The 5285-nt window shown below is 37.7% G+C and carries 8 protein-coding genes; all 8 read left to right on the top strand.

From position 1 onward, the window contains the following. Positions 1–133: 133 nt before the first annotated feature. Entirely contained in the window at positions 134–988 is an 855-nt protein-coding gene (locus KBF89_08730) for a GNAT family N-acetyltransferase (GenBank protein MBP9116406.1), read from the top strand. A gap of 16 nt (positions 989–1004) precedes the next feature. Continuing rightward, the gene (locus KBF89_08725; protein MBP9116405.1) at positions 1005–1589 is read left to right on the top strand and encodes an aminoglycoside adenylyltransferase; all 585 of its coding nucleotides are present in this window, start codon (positions 1005–1007) and stop codon (positions 1587–1589) included. 116 nt (positions 1590–1705) lie between these two features. Continuing rightward, positions 1706–2503, top strand: coding sequence for a hypothetical protein (locus KBF89_08720; protein MBP9116404.1), 798 nt, complete (start codon positions 1706–1708; stop codon positions 2501–2503). A gap of 178 nt (positions 2504–2681) precedes the next feature. Then, positions 2682–2990, top strand: coding sequence for a hypothetical protein (locus tag KBF89_08715; GenBank protein ID MBP9116403.1), 309 nt, complete (start codon positions 2682–2684; stop codon positions 2988–2990). Continuing rightward, the gene (locus KBF89_08710; protein MBP9116402.1) at positions 2991–3728 is read left to right on the top strand and encodes a hypothetical protein; all 738 of its coding nucleotides are present in this window, start codon (positions 2991–2993) and stop codon (positions 3726–3728) included. Between the two features lie 146 nt (positions 3729–3874). Next, positions 3875–4654, top strand: a complete 780-nt coding sequence (locus KBF89_08705; protein MBP9116401.1) for a virulence RhuM family protein — start codon at positions 3875–3877, stop codon at positions 4652–4654. Then, positions 4645–4869 (top strand): Fic family protein, encoded by a 225-nt coding sequence (locus KBF89_08700; protein ID MBP9116400.1) that lies wholly within the window; start codon positions 4645–4647, stop codon positions 4867–4869. Before KBF89_08705 ends, KBF89_08700 begins: the two co-directional genes overlap by 10 nt. A 25-nt stretch (positions 4870–4894) precedes the next feature. Continuing rightward, positions 4895–5285: VOC family protein (locus KBF89_08695; protein MBP9116399.1), on the top strand; the 391-nt coding region annotated here is incomplete at its 3' end.

Genomic DNA, 5285 nt, shown 5'->3' with positions numbered 1-5285 from the left:
GACAACCTAGTGCTACTGTGCCGGCGACACCACACAATAACGCATCAAAACAAAACAACAAAACTTTCAACAACAAACAAAAAACAATACGCCGACCTGCCACCACCTATTTAACTGCTAATCTTTAATAATTATGTCAATTGATTTGAATGAAAGTTTGCAAGCTCTTCGAAAATGGCAAAAAGATGAAAGCAGAGTACAACTACATCCTGGTGATATAGGTTGGTACACAAGAAATGGTCAAAAAGCCACAACCAATGCAATCCGAAACTGGTTCCGCGACGGAGAGATAGTAGCTATTGGGCTATTGGACGGTGCAAACTTATTGCGTTTAGCCATAGCTCCACAAGCACAAAATGATCTCGAACTTGCACAACAGATGGCTGAAGATATCTCACAACCTGATCATGGAATCCTGCCAAAAGGTGAAGTATTCGTTGAAGCGAGAACTGGCGATTTGCTAAATAAAATCCTTATCGACAGGGGATGGCAAACAGATGATCCATGGACACCTCTAAATTTTGATCTTTCACAACCAATTGAGAAATCCAAACTACATGTTGAAATAGTTGGATCTGAAAATGTTGATACTAGATGTGCTGTTCAACGCGCGTCCTTTGTTGGGTCTACCTTTACAAAAGAAAAATGGCATGCCATGGCAAACTCTCCAACCTATGATGATGCTCGATGTCTACTTGTATATGATGATTCTAAAAATGCAGTTGCTACTGCAACAGTTTGGTCAGCAGGCCAAGGTAGGCCTGGGCTGATAGAACCCTTGGGTGTCCATCAAAACCATAGAGGTAAGGGTTACGGAAAAGAAGTTACCTTAGCTTGCCTCGAAGTGCTTAAAAAGCTGGGATCCTCAAGTGCAATTGTATGTACGATAAGTTCAAATGTTGCTGCTGTAGCAACATATAAATCTGCTGGATTCAAAGAGCTCCCACGAGTATATGATTTGTCTAGAGTTGGGGCTTCGTCAAATTAAGAAATTAAGGTTAAAAATGAAGGTTAACTACTCTCTCGCACAGGTACAACAACTTTTTGCCCAGCAAACAAAACCTTGGTGGGTGGCTGGCGGTTGGGCTATTGATTTATTTTTAGGCGAAATAACTCGAGAACATGAAGACGTAGATATTGCCATACTTAGGAGAGATGAAAAAGATTTTAGATTATATCTTTCCAGTTGGGAATTGTGGCCTGGCATGGGCGCGAATAAATTAGAAGATAAACCGCTTTTAATTTCTGAACCCTTGCCAATAAATAGGGAAGTGCTTTGGTGTCGTCCATCTGTAAGTTCGCCGTGGTCATTTGAAATGTTGACCAATCGAACGCAGAACGAGAACTGGTTATTCAAACGTGATGAAAGTATTACTATGAATGTCGAAGAAATGGGTATGATTAGCAAAGAAGGAATTCCTTTTTTAAAACCAGAAATAGTTCTTCTTTTTAAGGCCAAATCATTACGTGAAAAAGATAAGCTTGATTTTGACAATTGCCGAGAAAAACTAAACGACAATTCACGACGTTGGCTGAAAGAATCTCTCGACAAAGTACATCCTGGTCACACTTGGTTGAAGAAACTTTAAACAGCGACTTTGCTACTACAAGTGTTTATCCAACCCAAGTAATCACGCCCACCAAAATAAAAAACTTTACTTTATAAAGAATTTAAATATAATAGAGAAGTTACCTAAGGAGCTAAATGTCAAACGTCGAATCTGCACAAATACAGCCATCTCCGTTAGTAACCCTACTCCAAACCGGGATCGAGACTTTGTTGAATCCTGAAATCAATAGCAGGCTACTACATGAAATTTATAGCTGTTATTGGGAAACGGGTAACGATGTTGTAGACGGACTTCAGCTAACTAAAGATTTTTTACAAGAACATCGTGAACAACTTGTACCTCAATTGTCTGATGATGAAATTGATGAACAAGGTACTAACTATATCGTGCATGTCGAATACCAAGATGTAGTAATTGAAGATCCACCAGAAAACTTTCACCAGTTCGCAAGCATGGAAATAATGGCGATGGTTGCTTCTTTTAATAGTGAAGATTTTGATGATATTGGCCATAATATAGATTTTGCAATTTCAGAAAACGGTAAGGTGTATTTCTTTAAATATTCAAGGGTATACGAATTGCTCGAAACTGCAGGCGAGTATGCTGAAAAAATGTTATTTGATACTCAAAAAGAAGATCATAAACTACCAGATGCCATAGTTGGAGAACTCAATGAACTCATCGAAACAATACCTTGGATAAAAGGTGTAAAAGCTCTTACACTTATTCAGGATGCTGGTGAGAAATCTTTTATATTTATTACGCCAAATATATCGCCGGGAGATATGGAAGATCTTAAAGATAAAGCAATATTATGTGCAGCTCTTTCTGAATCCATAAAAGATATAATTGATTTCCCCATTTTTGTAAATATGGCTACGGAGAAAGAATATGAATCTTCTAGTAAAGTCATCAAATTGGCTGGACAATAATAGGTCACTATTAAAGCAATGCTTAATCAACTTTGAATTTAATGATCCGCAACATAGGTTAGCGATACAAGCTTCCACTGCTAGTGATAAAGAACATGTCATGGATTTCGATCGTCTAACTAAATTAGTAGACATGCTCTAATCAAGGCTCAAAATAACCAAGTGTTATCATTGATGTATGCTAAATAAAGATTTCGTTACTCCTGTTGGTTCTTCTAGCAAACCACTTAAAACCGATAACCATATTCCAACTGCAGATGAGCTCGCTAAAATGCTCTCTAAAAAGGGTATAAATGTCACGATGGGTGAGAAGCTTAAGGGTGGTTTTGTTTCGGAGGTATATGGTGCTGACTTAGTTGGCAAACCTGTTGTTATAAAATACACTAGTGATGCAATCGATGGTGATCCCACTGTTTATCTTCTCCCTTATGAAGCTCACTATGTTGATACGCGTTTGCTGAAATATTTAGCTGCAAGTGATGTCTAAGTGCCTAAGGTAATCCATGACTTTTCAAATGTGCCAATTACTGTTATGGAAGATTTGCGTGATTCTGATTTCACACTTTTACATGACTTGATACTGTCTGGAAATTTACCCAGTAATGTTGCTGTTAACTTCGGTAGAGACATAGCATTGATGTTGCAGGCACTAGCAAAACATGACGAATTTGAAACAGCGTTATCAGCAAGCCAAAATTATTATGAACGCGGTTTGGAACTTCGTCTTGCATATCCAAACAAGCCAGATTATTTCAAAGAACTCGAAACGCGTTTTACTAGTGCGAACCAGCAACTAATAGCTGTAGATACACACCCTAAGAATATTTTTGTTAATGAAAACGGTTCTACGGCTTGGATCGATTTTGGATTCTCATGTTGGGCAGACCGTGATTTTGCTTTGCCTAATGGGCTAGCCCACATTGCAATATATGCTTTGACTGGCCATATACATTCCAATGTAGCAGTTGCTTTTATTGAGCAGGCACTAGATGCTTATAAACAAATTTTGTCTGTAGATGAAGAAATTTTTTGTAAATATCTCGCAACTGAAGTTTTACATCGTTGGGCGGGCAAGTGGATTGATGGAGTAGAAAGCGCTGAGCAAAAACTTAAATTATTAAATTTCGCAATGAAAGTTTTTGATCAAGAAATTTTTACAGTCAATTTGTTGACAGATCATTTGAACGACAGTGTTAAGTTGCCGGGACCTACTTTAGGTTCTTAATTTTTAGGTTTCTGATGTTTTGTCAAATTAGCTGTTTCTATATTTCTCCCTGACTTGTCATGCCCTTGTCATGCCCTTGTCATGCCCTTGTCATACCCTTGTTGTAATATTGGAGCACGAGGGTAAATATTTATTTGAAAGGAATTATGGAAAATTATAATGATCTAGTTATTTACCAGACCGAGCATGGTTCGTTAGAACTTCGTGCTGATGTGAGTGCAGATACGGTATGGGCGAGCCAGGCACAAATTGCGGAGGCCTTTGGCGTAGATGTTCGAACGATTAGCGAACATATAGGTAATATTGTTTCAACAAAAGAATTGCCCAAATCTTCAACTATCCGGAAATTCCGGATAGTTCGATTAGAAGGAAAACGCCAGGTAGAACGCCAAATTGATCACTATAACCTAGATATGATTCTCTCTGTCGGCTATCGAGTAAATTCTAAAAAAGCTACACAATTTCGTAAATGGGCAACCGAAGTTTTGAAGAAACATATTGTAGAAGGATACACTATCAATGAATTGCGACTTGGTCAGCTGAACAGTGGAATAAACGATGTACATCGTGCCCTTGAAATTGCCCGTCAAACAATCGATAAACAAGAAAATAAAGATTTAGCAAATGAAGTATTGTCGATGCTTGAACGCTATACGCATTCTCTTACTTTGTTGCAATCTTTTGATGAACAAAATATCTCTTCTCCTAAAGGTAAAAAGCCAACAGGGAAAATTACTTATAAAGAATGCTTGCATGTGATAGATGAGTTGCGCAATAATCTAATTGCTCGCGACGAAGCAACAGCGCTTTTTGGAAATGAGCGTGAACATGGACTAGATCAAGTTATTGGATCTATCTATCAAACTTTTGGCGGGTCGATCTATACCCAACAATCGAAGATAAAGCTGCACATATATTGTATCTAATAATTAAAGACCACCCATTCAGTGATGGAAATAAACGTACTGGTGCTTTTCTATTTGTATATTTTCTTAACAAGATGAACCACTTATATCGCAAAAATGGAGAAATAAAAATAAATGATAATGCACTGGTGACATTAGCCTTATTGATCGCGGAAAGTGATCCTAAAGACAAAGAGTTGTTGATAAACTTAACCAAACAACTTATTTCAAATTAGAAATTTTAACTTTCAAGGAGTTTCAATGTCACGAGTTCAATTAGCATTAAATGTTTCAAATATCGATGAAGCAGTTAGTTTTTATTCAAAATTATTCAACATTGAGCCTACAAAACGCAAACCTGGATATGCTAATTTTGCAGTTGTAAACCCTCCATTAAAACTTGTCTTGATTGAAAACACTAAAGCAGGAGCTGGTGGCACAATTAATCACCTTGGTGTAGAAGTTGAGTCTCGCGAAGAAGTTGGAGATGCACAATCCAGGCTTGCAGTTGATGGTTTAGAAACTCAAATTGAAGACAACGTTACTTGTTGTTATGCCATACAAGATAAAGTTTGGGTCCATGACCCAGATAATGCACCGTGGGAAATTTATACAGTTTTAGAGAATGCTGAACAAATGAAAAGCAGTGGTT

Source organism: Acidimicrobiia bacterium (assembly GCA_018057765.1).
Taxonomy (GTDB): Bacteria; Actinomycetota; Acidimicrobiia; order IMCC26256; family JAGPDB01; genus JAGPDB01.
The sequence above is the reverse complement of the archived record's forward strand: the minus strand, read 5'-3'. Positions and strand labels throughout refer to the sequence as shown.